Annotated in this window: 15 protein-coding genes; 8 read left to right on the forward strand and 7 right to left on the reverse strand. The window is 68.7% G+C overall.

Going from position 1 to position 15,922, the window contains the following annotated elements; genetic code table 11:
- Positions 1–281: 281 nt before the first annotated feature.
- The 4 genes from HWX07_RS22250 to HWX07_RS22265 all read right to left on the reverse strand — a co-directional run bounded on the left by HWX07_RS22250 (position 282) and on the right by HWX07_RS22265 (position 4,801).
- Positions 282–1,589 (reverse strand): MFS transporter, encoded by a 1,308-nt coding sequence (locus HWX07_RS22250; protein WP_011546431.1) that lies wholly within the window; start codon positions 1,587–1,589, stop codon positions 282–284.
- 190 nt (positions 1,590–1,779) lie between these two features.
- Entirely contained in the window at positions 1,780–2,091 is a 312-nt protein-coding gene (locus HWX07_RS22255) for a high-potential iron-sulfur protein (RefSeq protein WP_021163765.1), read from the reverse strand.
- A gap of 439 nt (positions 2,092–2,530) precedes the next feature.
- Positions 2,531–3,640 carry an NAD(P)/FAD-dependent oxidoreductase gene (locus tag HWX07_RS22260; RefSeq protein ID WP_175877699.1) on the reverse strand — a complete coding sequence of 370 codons (1,110 nt, stop codon included), beginning with the start codon at positions 3,638–3,640 and terminating at the stop codon, positions 2,531–2,533.
- Positions 3,641–3,820: 180 nt separating this feature from the next.
- Positions 3,821–4,801 (reverse strand): AAA family ATPase, encoded by a 981-nt coding sequence (locus HWX07_RS22265; RefSeq protein WP_012329401.1) that lies wholly within the window; start codon positions 4,799–4,801, stop codon positions 3,821–3,823.
- Positions 4,802–5,051: 250 nt separating this feature from the next.
- Between HWX07_RS22265 and HWX07_RS22270 the strand changes: the two genes are divergently transcribed.
- From HWX07_RS22270 to HWX07_RS22305, 8 genes are all read left to right on the forward strand, one after another.
- Complete coding sequence (locus HWX07_RS22270) at positions 5,052–5,780, forward strand: nitroreductase (protein ID WP_034174348.1); 729 nt, start codon at positions 5,052–5,054, stop codon at positions 5,778–5,780.
- A gap of 146 nt (positions 5,781–5,926) precedes the next feature.
- Positions 5,927–6,415, forward strand: coding sequence for a hypothetical protein (locus tag HWX07_RS22275; RefSeq protein WP_175877700.1), 489 nt, complete (start codon positions 5,927–5,929; stop codon positions 6,413–6,415).
- 5 nt (positions 6,416–6,420) lie between these two features.
- The gene (locus HWX07_RS22280) at positions 6,421–7,236 is read left to right on the forward strand and encodes an endonuclease/exonuclease/phosphatase family protein (protein ID WP_006477533.1); all 816 of its coding nucleotides are present in this window, start codon (positions 6,421–6,423) and stop codon (positions 7,234–7,236) included.
- A gap of 309 nt (positions 7,237–7,545) precedes the next feature.
- Complete coding sequence (locus HWX07_RS22285) at positions 7,546–8,316, forward strand: ferredoxin--NADP reductase (RefSeq protein ID WP_006477532.1); 771 nt, start codon at positions 7,546–7,548, stop codon at positions 8,314–8,316.
- A gap of 415 nt (positions 8,317–8,731) precedes the next feature.
- Positions 8,732–9,547: a quorum system sensor histidine kinase RqpS gene (rqpS, locus tag HWX07_RS22290; protein WP_175877701.1), complete on the forward strand. Its 816-nt coding sequence runs from the start codon at positions 8,732–8,734 to the stop codon at positions 9,545–9,547.
- A gap of 7 nt (positions 9,548–9,554) precedes the next feature.
- Complete coding sequence (gene rqpR, locus HWX07_RS22295) at positions 9,555–10,211, forward strand: response regulator transcription factor RqpR (protein WP_006477530.1); 657 nt, start codon at positions 9,555–9,557, stop codon at positions 10,209–10,211.
- Between the two features lie 223 nt (positions 10,212–10,434).
- The gene (locus tag HWX07_RS22300) at positions 10,435–11,841 is read left to right on the forward strand and encodes an amino acid permease (RefSeq protein WP_012329404.1); all 1,407 of its coding nucleotides are present in this window, start codon (positions 10,435–10,437) and stop codon (positions 11,839–11,841) included.
- A gap of 254 nt (positions 11,842–12,095) precedes the next feature.
- Positions 12,096–13,121 carry an XdhC family protein gene (locus HWX07_RS22305; RefSeq protein WP_175877702.1) on the forward strand — a complete coding sequence of 342 codons (1,026 nt, stop codon included), beginning with the start codon at positions 12,096–12,098 and terminating at the stop codon, positions 13,119–13,121.
- Between the two features lie 61 nt (positions 13,122–13,182).
- Here HWX07_RS22305 and HWX07_RS22310 read toward each other — a convergent pair whose 3' ends face one another.
- The 3 genes from HWX07_RS22310 to HWX07_RS22320 form a co-directional block, all read right to left on the reverse strand.
- A complete protein-coding gene (locus tag HWX07_RS22310) occupies positions 13,183–13,917 on the reverse strand; it encodes a PepSY-associated TM helix domain-containing protein (protein ID WP_175877703.1) in 735 nt (244 codons plus the stop codon).
- 269 nt (positions 13,918–14,186) lie between these two features.
- Positions 14,187–14,504 carry an EscU/YscU/HrcU family type III secretion system export apparatus switch protein gene (locus HWX07_RS22315; protein ID WP_006477526.1) on the reverse strand — a complete coding sequence of 106 codons (318 nt, stop codon included), beginning with the start codon at positions 14,502–14,504 and terminating at the stop codon, positions 14,187–14,189.
- Positions 14,501–15,868 carry a flagellar hook-length control protein FliK gene (locus tag HWX07_RS22320; protein ID WP_175877704.1) on the reverse strand — a complete coding sequence of 456 codons (1,368 nt, stop codon included), beginning with the start codon at positions 15,866–15,868 and terminating at the stop codon, positions 14,501–14,503. The genes HWX07_RS22315 and HWX07_RS22320 overlap by 4 nt, the downstream gene beginning before the upstream one ends.
- Positions 15,869–15,922 lie beyond the last annotated feature (54 nt).

A 15,922-nucleotide genomic window follows, 5' to 3' on the forward strand; every position in this document is an offset into this window, starting at 1 on the left:
GGTCCGGCGTACGCGGATATTACTTGAGCTAGCGATCCTGCAACAAGCTGGAGAAAAAACTCTTCTATATGCCCGCCGGGTTTTTGCCGATTTTTAGTGTGGGTAAAAAATGCAACAACGCGCGCGAGCGACCATTCCGTTCATTTCGCGGCATGTTTCGTTCGACGACTAAACAATTCGGGTGCGAACACGAAGGGGCGACGCACCGTCTCCCCGCGTTGCGCAGCACATCATTGCGTTTTACGAAACGATCCGATGACCGTCTTCAAATCGCCATGTCGTCACGCCGGCGCATCGAGGTCGGCGTTGCGCGCGGGCACGAACGCGACCGCCACGATCGACAGCGCGATCCCCGCCATCACGTAGTAGGTCGGCGCGAGCGGCGTGCCGGTCACCTTGATCAGCCACGTGACGATGAACTGGCCGAAGCCGCCGAACAGCATCACCGCGACGTTGTACGCGATCGACAGCCCGGTCGAGCGCACGTTGGCCGGGAACAGTTCGGCGATCATCGCGCCGAACGGCCCGTAGTAGCCTGCCAGCGTCACCGACAGCACGGCCTGTACCGCGATCAGCCGCCCGATGCTCGGCGCGGCGTCGAGCCATGCGAACAGCGGATACATCAGCGCGAGCGTCAGCACCAGCGACCACAGCGACAGCCCCTTGCGGCCGATGCGGTCCGACCACGCGCCCGCGACCGGCGACAGCACCATCAGCAGCAGGTTGCCGACGATCACCGCGTAGAACGATTCCGCATACGGCAGCTTCAGCTGCTTCACCGCGAAGGTCGGCAGATAGCTGATCAGCACGTAGATCGTCACGGTGAGCGCGATCACCGAGCCGAGCCCGCACAGCACCTCGCGCGGGTGGCGCGTGAACACTTCGCCGAGCGTCGCGCGGCGCGCGCTCTGCTGCGCATGCAGGAACGCTTCGGAATCGGCGAGATGGCGGCGGATGTAGAAGCCGATCGGGCCGATCACGAGCCCGAGGATGAACGGCACGCGCCAGCCCCAGCTGCGCAGCGCGTCGTGCGACAGCCCGCGCGTGACGGCCGCGCCGACGAGTGCGCCGATCAGCAGCGCGGCCGCCTGGCTCGCCATCTGCCAGCTGCCGTAGAAACCGCGTTTCGAGAACGGCGCCGCTTCGATCAGCAGCGCGGTCGAGCTGCCGAATTCGCCGCCCGCGGAGAAGCCCTGCAGCAGGCGGCCGAGCACGATCAGGATCGGCCCGCCGATGCCGATCGCCGCATAGGGCGGCGCGATCGCCAGCAGGAAGATGCCGGCCGTCATCAGCAGGATCACGAGCGACAGCGCGGCCTTGCGGCCCGCGCGGTCCGCATACAGCCCGAACACGATGCCGCCGATCGGGCGCATGAAGAACGCGACGCCGAACGTCGCGGTGGTGAGCAGCAGCGACGAGTATTCGCTGGAGGTGGGGAAGAACAGCTCGGCGATCACGACCGTCATGAAGCCGAACACCGTGAAGTCGTACCACTCGAGCGCATTGCCGATCACGGCGGCCACGACGGCCCGCCGGTTCAGCGCACGCTCGGGCCGGGTCGTTTTCGTTGAACTCGCAATCGTCGCCATGCGTGCCTCGTCCTCGTGAATTCGCCGTGTCGGGCGGTGCGGCGCGCGGGGTGCCGCGGCGCGCTGGTGTGCAGCGAGTGTAGAAAGCGACGGAACCGTTTTCAAGCAATAAAAAACGCCCGCCATCGAACGACGGCGAGCGTGTTGCGGTTTTCGCCGCATTGCGGCATCGCACGATGCCGCACGGGCCTCAACCCATCTTCGAGAAAGCGCTGCACCAGCCCTTCGCCGACACCTGCTTGCCGGGGAACGCGCCGCACGGGCCCGAAGCCGAGCCCTTCTTGCCCTGGTACAGCATGCAGGCCGCGCAATCCTGGCCGGCCGCGTATTTCGGGTACTTCGTCTTGTCGACCTTCGTGGCATCGGCCTTGTAGCCGAGCGCCACCGCGGTCGGATCGGTTTCCGACAGCATCGGCGCATCGGCCAGCGCTTCGCGCGACAGCGCCAGCGCGGACACCGCACCAATGCTCGTGATCAGGAAACTCCGACGGGATGTTTTCATGGGGGACTCGCTCCAACGTTATCGGTTTGAAAGCCGTTCTAGGGTCTGTCTACCGATGGAACGCACATGCGAAGGCCCGAAATCGCTCGCAGGGCAAGGAGGGAGGAGCGCCGTTTGGCCGAGCCAAACAAGCGACGACCGACGCCGCCATGCGGGCGATTTCGGGCCTTCCCGTGAACACGCTACAAATTAGGGGTTGCCCCGAGAAGGGCCGCTCGCCACGTTGCGCACCTTGCGAATACGTCAGTATTCGCGGCGGCGCGCGCCTCGCGAGCGGCCCTTCTCGGGGCAACGCATGTGCGTTCCATCGGTAGACAGACCCTGGACGACCGTTCGACAGAATACCGCTCAAGCGAATAAATGTGCGCGCCGAAATGCCGGAGATAAGGGATTCCACACGGGTTTCGCGCGGCCGGCCCGCACGGCGGCGGGTCGTGCGTCAGGCGCGCGACACCATGTCGCCGACGCGCTGCGCGAGCGCGAGCGACGCGGTGAGCCCCGGCGACTCGATGCCGAACAGGTTCACGAGCCCGCGCACGCCGTGCTGCGCGGCGCCCTGCACGATGAAGTCGGCCGGCGGCTCGCCAGGCCCGGCGAGCTTTGGCCGGATGCCCGCATAGGCGGGCTGCAGCGCATCGTCGGGCAGGCCCGGCCAGAACGCGCGGATCGACGTGTAGAACGCACCCGCGCGCGCCGGATCGACTTCGTAGCGCAGCGCATCGCACCACTCGACGTCCGGGCCGAAACGCGCCTGCCCGCCGAGATCGAACGTCAGGTGCACGCCGAGCCCCGCGCGCTCGGGCATCGGGTAGATCAGGTGCGAGAACGGCGCACGGCCCGACAGGCTGAAATAATTGCCGCGCGCGAGATAAAGCGGCGGCACCCAGCGCGGATCGAGCCCACGGGTGCGGCGCGCAAGCGCCTGCGCGCCGAGCCCCGCGCTGTTGATCACGCACGCGGCGTCGATCTCGGTCGGCGCGGCGCCGCCGGTGCGCACGATGAAGCGCCCGCCGCCCAGCACGTCGATCGATTCGACCGGCGATTGCAGCGCGCACACGGCGCCGTCGCGTTCCGCGTCGCCGAGCAGCGCGAGCATCAGCTGGTGGCTGTCGACGATGCCGGTCGACGGCGAGAACAGCGCCTCCACGCATTCGAGCGCGGGCTCGAGCGTCTGCGCCTCGGCGCGCGTGAGCGGCAGCAGATCGAGCACGCCGTTCTCGGCGGCGCGCGCGGCGATCGCCTTCAACTGCTTCAACTGCGCGGTGCTCGTCGCGACCAGCAGCTTGCCCGTGCGCCGGTGCGGCACGTGGTGCGTATCGCAGAATTCGTACAGCAGGTCGCGCCCGTGCACGCACGACGTCGCCTTCAACGACCCGCGCGGATAGTAGAGCCCCGCGTGAATCACCTCGCTGTTGCGCGAACTCGTGCCCGTGCCGATCGCGTCGGCCGCCTCGAGCACGACCGTTTCACGCCCGCGCGCGGCCAGTTCGCGCGCAATCGCCAAACCGACGACACCCGCGCCGATCACGACACAATCCGTCTGCTCCATGGCTTTTCGCGCTGCTCGCGCGTCGATGGGGGAGAGAAGAATTGTACGTCCCGGTTCGCCCGCTTGCCGAACGCGTGCGCATCGCGTCGCGGCGGTACGGGCGGCGGCGCGGACAACGAGGCGGGCGCAAGCGCGACGAACGCCACGCGCGCACGCCGCGGCCGTGCGCGCGTGGCCGCGTCAGAAGCCGATCGGGCGGCGCTTCGCCGCGCCTTCGTCGGCGCGGATGTCGGCCGGCCCGATCGCGTCGCGGCCGTCGAGCCGCGCGGCGCCGAACGCATGCAGCAGCGCGCGGCGCATCGTGCGCGGCGGCGTCGCGGCCAGCACGTCGAGCGCATCGTCGCCGAGCGTCTCGGGGAAGCGCCGCCCCCACGCATGCGACGTGCGGATCTCGTCGTAGATCGTCTGCGCGATGCGGCGCGCGCCAGCCGCATCGGGCGCCGCGATCTCGTACACGTTCATCCGGTTGAGCAGCGGCTCCGGAATCGCGTGCGCGTCGTTCGCGGTCGCGATCCAGATCACGTTGCCCGCGTCGATCGGCACTTCCGCGAATTCGTCGACGAACGCGCGCGCGGTGTCGTGCTCGAGCAACGCATACAGCGCGCCGAGCGGATCGTATTGCGCATCGCTGCCGGCCTTGTCGATCTCGTCGACCGCGATCACCGGGTTCGCGTAGCTGCCGTTCACGAGCGCGTCGAACACCTTGCCGGGCTTCGCGTTCTTCCACTGCGACGACGCGCCGGACAGGATCCAGCCGGCCGTCAGCGAGCTCATCGGCACGTAGTGGTACGCGGTGCCGAGCAGTTGCGCGAGCGCCTTCGCGAAATGCGTCTTGCCGATCCCGGGCGGCCCGAGCAGCAGGATCGGCATCAGTTCGAGCCGGTCCTCCGTTTCGAGACACAGCGCGATCTGCTTGCGCACGTCGGCGAGCGGCTCGCCGAAATTCGGCAACGCTTCGCCGAGCGCGTCGAACGACGGCATCCGGGTCGGCTTCACGCAAAAGCGCAGATTCCCCGTCTTGAGCATCTTCTCGTAGGTCGAGCGCAGCGCATCGCTTGCGCTCTCGTTCAGGTCGCCCAGCGCCGTCTCGACCTGCTCGAGGTCGTACACCGTGCTGAAGGACGCCACCGCCAGTTCCTGCTTCACCATCGCCGTCGTCATACCCACCTCGCTCCACTTGCCGTCACACACTCATCAGACCCTTACGATTTCAGTGTAGCGATCCCGTATCGCCGTGCAAGCAAGCAGCCGGGCGGGTCTGCTGCTAACAGCGCGCGCACGCTGCACGGCCGCGCGCCGCGGCGTATGATCGAAAGTTCACGACGCTCGCGCGGGGCTTCCCGATCGCGCCCGCGCGCCGCGCACACGCCGCTGCCCCGCACTTCGCCTGACGCCTCCCGAAGGGTTGCCGATGTCCGTCCCCGCTGCTTCCCCGCGCGTCGACTCCGACGCGGTCCGTTCCGTCGATGCCGTCGACGCCGCGCTCAAGTCACGCCATTCAGTCCGGGCGTTCCTGCCGACGCCCGTGCCGCGCGCCACGATCGAGGCGATCCTCGAAGCCGCGAGCCGCGCCCCGTCGGGCACCAACATCCAGCCGTGGCGCGTGTACGTCGCCACGGGCGCCACGCGCGACGCACTCGCCGCCGCGCTCACCGCGGCCTACGACGATCCCGCGCGCGACGAGAAATACGTCGCCGAATACGACTACTACCCGCGCGAATGGGTGTCGCCGTATGTCGACCGGCGCCGCAAGGTCGGCTGGGACCTGTACGGCCTGCTGAACATCGGCCGCGACGAGAAGGCGCGCATGCATGCGCAGCACGCGCGCAATTTCCGTTTCTTCGATGCGCCGGTCGCGTTGTTCTTCACGCTCGACCGCGTGATGACGTTAGGGGCCTGGCTCGACTGCGGGATGTTCCTGCAAGGCGTGATGACGGCCGCGCGCGCCCGCGGCCTCGACACCTGCCCGCAGGCCGCGTTCGTGCCGTTTCACCGGATCGTCGCCGAACACCTCGACATTCCGGCCAACGAGCAGCTCGTCTGCGGCATGTCGCTCGGCCATGCGGACCCCGACGCGATCGAGAACCGCCTCGTCACCGAGCGCGCGAGCGTCGCCGAGTTCACGCGCTTTTTCGCTTGAAAACGCATGACGCGGCCTTACCTGTCGAGCAGGACCCCATCGTGCTGCGAACCTGTCGCGGCACGCCCTGTCACATCACGAGCGAAATCGATCGGGCGTAAGATGTGCGTCCGTTCCCCGCTATCCCGCGTTTCCGGAGACGTTTCATGCTGAAACACGGCCTGGCCGTCCTGCTTGCGAGCGTCGTGCTCGCCGCCCATGCGCAGAGCCCCGCGCCGGCCGTCATCGCATGGGAAATCCAGGTGGTACGCGACGGTCAGACGATCGACACGTTCCAGCAAAACACCACCGTGGGTCAGTCCCGTACCGATACCCATCGCTATCCGTCATCCGTGCCGGTGGGCTGCGGCAATGCCGCGCGCGTCGTGCCGACCGAGCGCTCGCGCTCGGTGACGGTCGCCCCGCTCGCCGTCGACGCCAACGCGAACACCGTGTCGCTCGGGCTCGACGTGCAGGAAACGCTCGACGACGAAAACGCGACGCGCAGCGATCCGTGCGTGCCCGCGTCGCCGCGGCAGATCGTCGCGAGCCACCCCGGCCTGGCGGTCGGCGGCGACGCCTGGACCGACTGGACGCTCGTCGAGCAGCATCCGCATCTCGTGTACCGCGTGCGCGCGCACGTCGCGAAGGATTGAGCGTCATGTCCGCCGACGCCCTGTCCCTGCCGTTCGCCGAGCCGCACGCCGCGCCCGACGAAATCACCGCCGTCAGCTGGAACCTGCACAAGGGCCGCTCGCCGCTCGGCTTCACCGCCTGGAACGCGATGCGCGACTGGATGCAGTCGACCCACGCGGACGTGTATTTCCTGCAGGAAGCGATGGCGCGCCGCATGCCGCGCCCGATGCTCGCCCCGGGCTTCGGCGCGCCGATGGACGATACGGTCGACGACGTATGGCATTGCCAGGCCACCGAGATCGCGCAGGCGCTCGACTGGCAGATCGCGCTCGGGCCGAACGTGTTCAAGCCGTCGTGGCGGCACGGCAATGCGATCCTGTCGCCGCATCCGCTCGACCTCGGCGGCCGCTGGGACATCTCCGCGCACCGCTTCGAGCGGCGCGGGCTGCTGGTCGCGCGCGCCACGCTCGCGGGCGCACGCCCGGTCACGCTGCTGTGCGCGCACCTCGCGCTCACGCGCGCAGCTCGCCTGCGCCAGATGCACTGGATCGCGCACTGGATCGTCCGCAATGCGGGCGACGGCCCGCTGATGCTCGCCGGCGACTTCAACGACTGGCGCAACGACTCGGTCGCGCTGTTCGGCGAGATCGGGCTGTCCGAGGTCGCGACGCTGCTCGGCGAGTCGGGCCGCACGTTCCCTGCGTTCTCGCCAGCGCTCGCGCTCGACAAGATGTTCGTGCGCGGGCTGACGCCGCTCGAATGGCGCGCGCCGTCCGGCGAAGCCGCCTGGCTGTCGGACCACCTGCCGTACATCGCGCGCCTGCGCCTCGATCCGCAGTAACGCCTCGGGCCGGCACCGTCTCCGGTCACGGCGCCGCCGAAGCGCGTCGGCGTCGGCGCGACAACACGCGGCCGATTACCGAAAGCTCGCTGAAAGAATACGTTGCGCCAAATCCGCGCAGCCGCCCGGGTCAAGCCCGCATCTGCCCCAAGCAGGGTAAAATAACGAGTTACTCAAACGTCTGTCATCGAGAGGGCGCGTGTCCGACGCGCCGGCCGGCCGATCCGCGATCGGGCCGTCGCACTCGGTTTTTTTGCCCGTTTTTGGGCCCGTTACACGCGTCCGCTACGCGCGTCCGTTTTCAAAGCCATGAGCAAATACGACACCGCCACCGTCCAATCCGTCCATCACTGGACCGACACGCTTTTCAGCTTCACCTGCACTCGTGAGGCGAGCCTGCGCTTCAACAACGGCGAATTCACGATGGTCGGCCTCGAAGTCGACGGCAAGCCGCTCGCGCGCGCCTATTCGATCGTCAGCCCGAACTACGAAGAGCATCTCGAATTCTTCAGCATCAAGGTGCAGGACGGCCCGCTGACGTCGCGCCTGCAGCACCTGAAGGTGGGCGACACGGTGCTGATCGGCAAGAAGCCGACGGGCACGCTGATCGCCGACAACCTGCTGCCGGGCAAGACGCTGTGGATGCTGTCGACGGGCACGGGCCTCGCGCCGTTCATGTCGATCATCCGCGATCCGGACATCTACGACCGCTTCGACAAGGTGATCCTGACCCACACGTGCCGCCTGAAGGGCGAGCTCGCGTACATGGACTACATCAAGCACGACCTGCCGGGCCACGAGTACCTGGGCGACATCATCAAGGAAAAGCTCGTCTACTACCCGACGGTCACGCGCGAAGCGTTCGACAACGAAGGCCGGATCACCGACCTGATCGCGACGGGCAAGCTGTTCACGGATCTCGGCGTGCCGGCGTTCTCGCCGGAAAACGACCGCGTGATGCTGTGCGGCAGCACCGCGATGCTGAAGGACACGACCGAACTGCTGAAGCAGGCCGGCCTCGTCGAAGGCAAGAACAGCGCGCCGGGCCACTACGTGATCGAGCGCGCGTTCGTGGACTGATCCGCCCCCGAATTTGTGCCGCATCAAGAACCGGAGCGAAAGCTCCGGTTTTTTTTCGTCCGGACTTGGCGAATTCGTAACAAACTGGGACCATTCCATCTCAAATAGTTACATTTGGATACGTCGCCGTCCGGCGCTCGGGTGTCAGTGTTTTTCCTACAACACCTTCATTCCGATTATTCACATTTACCCTTAAATGTCCGTCCGACATGATCTTTTCGGAAATTTTGAGATATTATTCGGCCCGCGTGGTTGCCGTTCGGATGACAGTGGAAGGGTCGGATGAAAGTGTTACAAGACGTAACTTTTGTTACCTCGGCATGGAGCGATTCTCTGGCGGCGACCGTCATCGAAACGGCAGCCGGTCCACGCAGCCAGCCGGTGTCTGAACCGCCTTCTGACAGCAGGGAGAGTCATGGATACGTCGCTTAACGCGCCCTTGGGCGCCCACGCCCCGTTCCCGTCGCGGCAGCGCATGCCTGGCTGCGCTGCTACTCCGCCCATGGCCGACGCCGCGTCGAAACGCGACGCGTCCGCCGCGCGGATCGCGGCACTTTCCGCCCAGCTTCTCGCCGCCGACGAAGCAGCCCGCCGCCATCTGGCCGGCGAGCTGCACGACGGGCTCGGCGCCGAACTGACCGCTGCCCGATTCGCGCTCGCAAACGTTCAAACGTGGCTGCCGGCCGATGCGCCGGAAGGTTGCCTGCGCGCGCTGGCGCTGGCGCAGCAGGCGCTCGACGCCGCGACCGACGCGAATCGCCGGCTCATCGACGAGCGCGACACGCCGGCGCTCGACGCGGGCGTGGTCGGCGCGCTGTCGTCGTGGATCGACACGCATGCGGCCCGCACCGGCCTGCGCACGAGCTTCGTGTGCGCGGCCGACGCCCGCCTGACGCAGCTCGCCGGCGCCAGTGCGCTCGCGGTGTTCCGCGTGGCGCAGGAAGCGCTGTCGAACGTCGCGAAGCACGCCCGCGCGACGTCGGTCGATGTGCGGATCGTCACCGACGGCACGCACCTGTCGCTGAGCGTCACCGACGATGGGACCGGTTTCGCGCGCAATCGCCGCAGCGGCTACGGCCTCGCCGGCATGCGCGCGCGCTGCGAGGCGTTCGGCGGCAGCTTCGAGACGGCCACGCCGGCAACCGGCCGCGGCACGCGCGTCACCGCGCGCTTCGCGTGGGCTTCGCTGCTGGCGGCGCCGGTCTCGGCACGCCGCACGTCGCTTTCGTGAGGTCGCGATGAGCCTGAACATCCTGCTCGTGGACGATCACGCGATCGTCCGGCAAGGGATCCGCCAGTTGCTGATCGACCGCGGCGTCGCCCGCGACGTGACCGAGGCCGAGAACGGCGGCGATGCGATGGCCGCCGTCGACAAGCAGGAATTCGACGTGATCCTGCTCGACATCTCGCTGCCCGACACGAACGGCATCGAGGTGCTCAAGCGCCTCAAGCGCAAGCTGACGCGCACGCCGGTGCTGATGTTCTCGATGTATCGCGAGGATCAGTACGCGGTGCGTGCGCTGAAGGCCGGCGCGGCCGGCTACCTGTCGAAGACGGTCAACGCCGCGCAGATGATCGGCGCGATCCAGCAGGTCGCGGCCGGGCGCAAGTACGTGAGCCCCGCGATGGCCGAGGCGCTCGCCGAATACGTGTCGTTCGAGAACGAACCGCTGCCGCACGAGAAGCTGTCCGATCGCGAATACCAGACGCTCTGCATGCTCGCGTCGGGCAAGCGGCTCACCGATATCGCGAACACGCTGTCGCTGTCGGTAAAGACGGTGAGCGTGTACCGCTCGCGGCTGCTGGAGAAGATGCGGCTGTCGAACAACGCGGAACTGACGTTCTACGTGATGAGCAACCGACTCGTCGACATGGCGCCCACGGCCGGCGCCTGATCTCCGGGTACCTCGAACTCGTCCGATACCGGGCGCGGCGGCCGCCTCGCCGTGCCCGGCCGTGCCCGGTTTGCTCCCGTTTCGCGTGCAAGCGCTTGTTTTATCGGCCGATTTCGCCGCACGTCGCTGCGCCACCGCGGGACTTGCACGCCAAATCAGCTAAAATTATCGGTTTTCACTCAGTCGGCGCGCCGTGCCCGCGCGTGCCGGCGATCCATCCGCAATGTCTCTCTTCCGCAAGAAAAACGTCGATCGCATGATCGCCGGCGCGCAAGCCGCCGGGCTCAAGAAAGCGCTCGGCGCGATCGACCTCACCTTCCTCGGCATCGGCGCGATCATCGGCACCGGCATCTTCGTGCTGACCGGCACCGGCGCCGTCCAGGCCGGCCCCGCGCTGATGCTGTCGTTCGTGATCGCCGCGATCGCGTGCGGCCTGGCCGCCTTGTCGTACGCGGAGTTCGCGTCGTCGATCCCCGTCGCCGGCTCGATCTACACGTATTCGTACGCGACGCTCGGCGAGCTGGTCGCGTGGATCATCGGCTGGGACCTGATGCTCGAGTACGGCCTCGCATCGTCGGCCGTGTCGGTCGGCTGGTCGGGCTACCTGCAGTCGCTGCTGCAGGGCTTCGGGCTCACGCTGCCGACCGTGCTGACGGCCGCGCCCGGCGCCGTGCCGGGCGTCACCACGTGGTTCAACCTGCCCGCGTTCCTCGTGATGATCGTGATCACGACGCTGCTGTCGATCGGTATCCGCGAATCGACCCGCATCAACAACATCATGGTGTTCATCAAGGTGTCGGTCGTGCTGCTGGTGATCGCGGTCGGCCTGTTCCACGTGACGCCCGCGAACTGGAAGCCGTTCATGCCGCACGGCTGGAACGGCGTGTTCGGCGCGGCCGCCGTGATGTTCTTCGCGTTCATCGGCTTCGATGCGGTGTCGTCGGCCGCGGAGGAAGTGAAGAATCCGAAGCGCGATCTGCCGATCGGCATCATCGCGTCGCTCGCGGTATGCGCGGTGCTGTACGTGACGGTCGCCGCGGTCGCGACCGGTATCGTGCCGTCGGCGCAGTACGCGAACATCTCGCACCCGATCTCGTACGCGCTGCAGGTCGCCGGCGAGAAGTGGGTCGCGGGCTTCATCGATCTCGGCGCGGTGCTCGGCATGCTGACCGTGATCCTCGTGATGAGCTACGGCCAGACGCGCGTGATCTTCGCGATGTCGCGCGACGGGCTGCTGCCGGCCGCGCTGTCGCGCGTGCATCCGCGTTATGCGACGCCGTTCCTGACCACCTGGCTGGTCGGCCTGTTCTTCGGGCTGATCGCCGCGCTCGTGCCGCTCAACGTGCTCGCCGAACTGATCAACATCGGCACGCTCGCGGCGTTCTCGATGGTGTCGATCGCCGTGCTCGTGCTGCGCCGCACGCACCCCGAGCTGCCGCGCGCGTTCCGCTGCCCGGGCGTGCCCGTGGTGCCGATCCTCGCGGTCGCGGCGTGCCTGTTCCTGATGCTGAACCTGCAGCCCGTCACGTGGGCCGCGTTCGGCATCTGGCTCGTGATCGGCCTCGTGATCTACTTCCTGTACTCGCGGCACCACTCGAAGCTCGCGCACGGCCACCCCGACACGCACTGAGCGCCGTCATGGCGCGCCTTCGCGGCGCGCCATGACGAACCCGCGCGGGGCCGGCACCGGCTCCGCACGTTTCCTCCCTCCCGCCCCCTCCGCCGACGCGCGATCACTGTCCGATCGTCGCGATGTCTTGCCCGATCCTCCGGATTTGCGCGCACCCGCCGGCGCGCCCCCTGCACGCGCGCGCCGGGCGGTTCATAATCCCGCCATCGAACGACGGCGCCGCGCGGCGGGCCGTCCGGCAACAGGAAAAGATGATGGAAAGCGTCGATCTCGATGTACTGAAATCCAGTGCGCGCTGGCTCGAAGAAGGGCGCCGCGTGCTGCTCGTCACGGTCGTGAAGACGTGGGGCTCGTCGCCGCGCCCCGAAGGCGCGATGCTCGCGGTGCGCGAGGACGGCCTGGTGGTCGGCTCCGTGTCCGGCGGATGCATCGAGGACGACCTGATCGCCCGCGTGCACGCGAGCGGCATCGCGGCCGATGCGCGCCCGGAAGCGCTCAAGTACGGCGTGACGGCCGAGGAAGCGCACCGCTTCGGGCTGCCGTGCGGCGGCACGATCCAGCTGGTGCTCGAACCGCTCACGCGCGACAGCGGCATCGCCGCGCTGTGCGCGCAAGTCGAGGCCGGCCGCCTCGTCACGCGCACGATGACGCTCGCGACCGGCCGCGCATCGCTGTCGCCCGCGCAGGCGACCGACGGGCTCGCGTTCGACGGCGAACGGCTCGTGACGATCCACGGGCCGCGCTACCGGATGCTCGTGATCGGCGCCGGCCAGTTGTCGCGCTATCTGTGCCAGATCGCGGTCGGGCTCGACTATCAGGTGACGGTATGCGATCCGCGCGAGGAATACACGGATGCGTGGGACGTGCCGGGCACGCGCGTCGTCCGCACGATGCCCGACGATACGGTGCTCGACATGAAGCTCGATGCACGTTCGGCCGTGATCGCGCTCACCCACGATCCGAAGCTCGACGATCTCGCGCTGATGGAGGCGCTGAAGACGCCCGCGTTCTACGTGGGCGCGCTCGGCTCGCGGCGCAACAACGCCGCGCGGCGCGAGCGGCTGCGCGAATTCGATCTGAACGAAGTGGAACTGGCCCGGCTGCACGGGCCGGCCGGCATCTACATCGGCAGCCGGACGCCGCCGGAAATCGCGATCTCGATCCTCGCCGAGATCACCGCCGCGAAGAACAACGTGTCGCTGCCGACGATCCTGCAGGTCGAAGGCGCGAAGGCCGCGCGCGAAATCGCGGCGAACAGCGGCGCGGCCTGCGGGCTCTGACCCGCGGCGGCGGGCGGCTACGCTCGCCGGCCGCCGGACGCTCCCCCGGCGCGAACGTCGGTCAGGTCAGGCCGGCAGCGAGCGCCGCGGCGACCGAACCGACCACCAGCACGACGCCGATCGTGCGGCGCTTGTTCAGCTCGCTCCACAGCAGCACGCCCGTCAGCGACAGCAGGATCAGCGAGCCGGCGATCGTATCCATCAGCAGCACCCAGCCGAGATTCATCCCGACGCCGCGATGCAGGTTGTTCAGCGTCGTCAGGAACGTGTTGCCGGTGCGCTTCACCGACACGTAGCCGTTGCCGACCCAATACTCGGCCTGCAGGTTCTGGTGCGGCCCGAACACGCCGAATTGCCAGTGCTCGGGCTGCATCACGCGCTTGTCGCCCCACGCGACGGCCTGCGCGGGCTCCTTGCGCATGCGGCCCGGCTTGCCGTCGAAATGCAGCTCCTGCTGCAGCCACTTCGTCATCGCGGCAGGCGTTTTCGGCACCGGGTCCGGCAGCGCGATCTGCAGCTCCTCGACCTGCGGCTCGCCGGTCGAAATCTTCAGCGGCGGCGCGCGGTGGTTCAGCAGCACGCCGGTCACGCCGAACAGCAGCCCGAGCACCGCGCCCCACAGCCCCACCCAGCCGTGCACCTTGCGCAGCCACTTGATGAAGGTTGCGCGGCGCGAGCGCTGGCGCCGCGCGGCCAGTTCGTCGTCGCTCAGCGGGCGGCCCGCCGGGTGCAGCACGGTGACGCCGGCGCGCGGCATGCCCGTCTTGGGCGGGTCGATGGTTTCGGGCGCGTTCACGCGAAAGTATCCATTCGTTCAAAACGACGGGCGGCGCGCAGGGAATGCGCGCCGCCCGGGTAGCATGAAAATGAGAATGGATATCATTACACAAATCGAAAGCCGGCTCAATCCGTACGCGTACGGTGCGGCAGGTTCGACGGGGGCGTGAACGCGGAAAAAAGGCACGCGTTGCAATGCGATAGCGGTCGACAGGCCGAACATGCCGGCAGAACGATCGCGCACGCGGCGGATAGCTAGTCGTAAGAAGCCGGCCGACGGCTGGCCGTTCAGCGCAACGGCGGCAACGGAAAACGCGGCGCGGCGTCGTCCGGCGCGGGCTCGGTGCGATCGAGCGCGTACAGCCACGCGAGCAGGTCCGCGACCGCCTGATAGAGCTGCGGCGGAATCCGGTCGTCTAGATCGACCTGCATCAGCAGCGACACCATCTCCGGCGCCGTGTGTACATACAGTCCGGCATCGTGCGCGCGCGCGACGATCATCTCGGCGAGCACGCCGTAGCCCTTCGCCACCACGCGCGGCGCCGCATCGCCGCCTTTCGGGTCGTAGACGAGCGCGGCCGCGCGCTTGCGGGACGTCATGCTCATGACAGCGCCTCGTCATCGTCGCCCGGCACCCGCGCCTCGGGGCCGCCTGCCGCGCCGCGCGCATACGCGGCCGCGGCGGCCTGGGCCGCGAACAGGTCGAAGCCGTCCGGCCCGTCGTCGACCGCGCGGATCGACAGCCCGCCCACCTTGAGCCCCGAGCCTTCGAGCCGCTGCCGCAGCGCGGCCTCGTGGCGCGTCAGACGGTCGGCGCCCGTCTGGTTCGCGCGCAGCCGCGCGACGAGCTGCGCGCCGTTCAGCACCAGCTCGGCATCGACCGTGCCGAGCGACGGCAGCGTCAGCGTCAGGCGCGTGCGCCATGCGATGCCGTCGCCCGCGTCGTCGCCACCGCCGCCGCCGCGCGGCGCACGGTGGCCCGGCTCGTCGGGTTCGATCGTCCAGTCGAGCCGCGCGCCGGGCCATGCCTCGCCGGTCCAGCGAAACTGGTCCGTCGCGAGCGCATCGAGCTGCTGCCGCACGAGCGGTACCGCGGCCGGGTGGACGGTCGCGAGCGGTTGCGGCTGCGGATCGGACGATGCGGCGGCCAGTTCGGCACGCGCGGGTGTCCAGCGCGTATCGGCGGGCGTAGCCAGCGGATCGGAGGCGTCGGGCGGCAACGACGCGCCCGGCCGGGCCGCGGCCGGAGCGGCCTGCGCAGGGTCGCGCGCAGGCGCGCCGCCCTGTGCGGGCGGTTGCGCGGTGCCCCGCGCGGCGGCCGGCAGCGACGGACGCTGCGCGAGCAGTTCGTCGAGCAAGTCGGTCGATTCGTGCGGGACGGCGTCCGGGTCGGCCGGCGCGAGCGCGGTCGCGAGGCGCGCTTGCGGCTCGCGCAGCAGCGCCGCGAGCGGACGCTGGCCGGCCAGCCACTGCGCGAGATGGGATTCGTAGAAGAGGCCGCTTTCGCTCACGGCCTGCGCGAGCGCCGCACGCAGCGCCGCGACGGGCGGGGCGACCGACGGCGCAGCCGCGGCCCGCGTCGCCGCGGCGGACGACGCTTGATCGGAAACCGGCGTGGCAGACTCAGCGGGACCGGAGGCAGCCGGCGCACGCGCCGGCAGGGGCGTATCGGTGAGCAGCACGGCCGGATCGGCCAGCAGCGGCTGCCGACCGACGATCGCCGGCGTCGCATCGCCGCCCGAGCGCGAGATCGCGTCGAGCACGCGCCCGACCTCGGACAGCGCGGTCTGCGTGGAAGCCGGCGGCGCGGCGGGCGGGCTGCCGGCCGGCGGCGCGGACGACGCGCCGGCGCCCGGTGTGCCGACCTGCGCGGTCGCGCCGCCGCCGGCGGGCGCCGACACGGTGCCGGTCAGCAGGCTGTCGAGGCGGCTCGCCAGCAGCGCGGCCGCAACGGAGTCGATACCGGTCATGATCGGAGCCTGCTCACCTTGGGGCATTCGCATGCGCGTTGCATATGCAAACAG

The organism is Burkholderia sp. BCC0097 (genome assembly GCF_902832985.1).
Lineage (GTDB): Bacteria > Pseudomonadota > Gammaproteobacteria > Burkholderiales > Burkholderiaceae > Burkholderia > Burkholderia orbicola.

Coding starts and splice junctions, on each gene's coding strand:
- HWX07_RS22305 (WP_175877702.1), top strand. CDS start 12,096: ATGGAAAGCGTCGATCTCGATGTACTGAAATCCAGTGCGCGCTGGCTC.
- rqpS (WP_175877701.1), top strand. CDS start 8,732: ATGGATACGTCGCTTAACGCGCCCTTGGGCGCCCACGCCCCGTTCCCG.
- HWX07_RS22280 (WP_006477533.1), top strand. CDS start 6,421: ATGTCCGCCGACGCCCTGTCCCTGCCGTTCGCCGAGCCGCACGCCGCG.
- HWX07_RS22285 (WP_006477532.1), top strand. CDS start 7,546: ATGAGCAAATACGACACCGCCACCGTCCAATCCGTCCATCACTGGACC.
- HWX07_RS22270 (WP_034174348.1), top strand. CDS start 5,052: ATGTCCGTCCCCGCTGCTTCCCCGCGCGTCGACTCCGACGCGGTCCGT.
- HWX07_RS22250 (WP_011546431.1), bottom strand. CDS start 1,589: ATGGCGACGATTGCGAGTTCAACGAAAACGACCCGGCCCGAGCGTGCG.
- HWX07_RS22260 (WP_175877699.1), bottom strand. CDS start 3,640: ATGGAGCAGACGGATTGTGTCGTGATCGGCGCGGGTGTCGTCGGTTTG.
- HWX07_RS22275 (WP_175877700.1), top strand. CDS start 5,927: ATGCTGAAACACGGCCTGGCCGTCCTGCTTGCGAGCGTCGTGCTCGCC.
- HWX07_RS22320 (WP_175877704.1), bottom strand. CDS start 15,868: ATGACCGGTATCGACTCCGTTGCGGCCGCGCTGCTGGCGAGCCGCCTC.
- HWX07_RS22300 (WP_012329404.1), top strand. CDS start 10,435: ATGTCTCTCTTCCGCAAGAAAAACGTCGATCGCATGATCGCCGGCGCG.
- HWX07_RS22265 (WP_012329401.1), bottom strand. CDS start 4,801: ATGACGACGGCGATGGTGAAGCAGGAACTGGCGGTGGCGTCCTTCAGC.
- HWX07_RS22315 (WP_006477526.1), bottom strand. CDS start 14,504: ATGAGCATGACGTCCCGCAAGCGCGCGGCCGCGCTCGTCTACGACCCG.
- HWX07_RS22255 (WP_021163765.1), bottom strand. CDS start 2,091: ATGAAAACATCCCGTCGGAGTTTCCTGATCACGAGCATTGGTGCGGTG.
- rqpR (WP_006477530.1), top strand. CDS start 9,555: ATGAGCCTGAACATCCTGCTCGTGGACGATCACGCGATCGTCCGGCAA.